Consider the following 582-nt stretch of genomic DNA (forward strand, 5'->3'; position numbering starts at 1 on the left):
CGGTCAAATACGCCAATGGTATTTTCTAAACTGCCCTTTTCTTTCGCAATCGCTTGCGCACGATTTTGATCATTCCAAATCGTCGGGTCTTCGAGTTCTCTTAAAACTTCTTCTAAACGCTCAGCCTTTAGATCGTAGTCAAAGATACCCCCGTAGTGTTTGACTACGATCAGATAAATCTTTCAATTGAATTAAATACGGATTAATTTCCACGCGTGTTTTCCCACAATATTTTTCACTCAATTTATTATTTTAACATAACTGCTTTACACGACACAGCCATGTATTTTTTAACGCATACCTGCCAAATGACAGACCGATGATGGTCACATCTATTTCTTACATTTGTACAGTCCGATTACTTTCTGAAGATTGACGACTGAGAAATTTATACTAGACTTAAAGTTGTAACAAAACGTGTAATTAATATTCTTTTGGTTCATTATCTCAACAGGGGCATAACCATGAAAAAATTAGCAATAGCATCAGCACTTCTATCTGCACTTGCAGTAACAGGTACTGCTCATGCGTATCAAGCTGAGGTTGGTGGTTCATATACTTATACAGATCAGGATCATTTTG

The 582-nt window shown here is 36.9% G+C and carries 2 pseudogenes; one reads left to right on the top strand and one right to left on the bottom strand.

The features are described from left to right. A pseudogene (prfB, locus tag RR876_RS17140) lies at nucleotides 1-213 on the bottom strand (peptide chain release factor 2); the annotation flags it as partial. 251 nt (nucleotides 214-464) lie between these two features. On the opposite strand from prfB, the pseudogene RR876_RS17145 reads away from it, so the two are divergent. Continuing rightward, nucleotides 465-582: pseudogene (locus tag RR876_RS17145) on the top strand (putative porin); the annotation flags it as partial.

This window comes from Acinetobacter sp., assembly GCF_036666595.1.
Lineage (GTDB): Bacteria > Pseudomonadota > Gammaproteobacteria > Pseudomonadales > Moraxellaceae > Acinetobacter.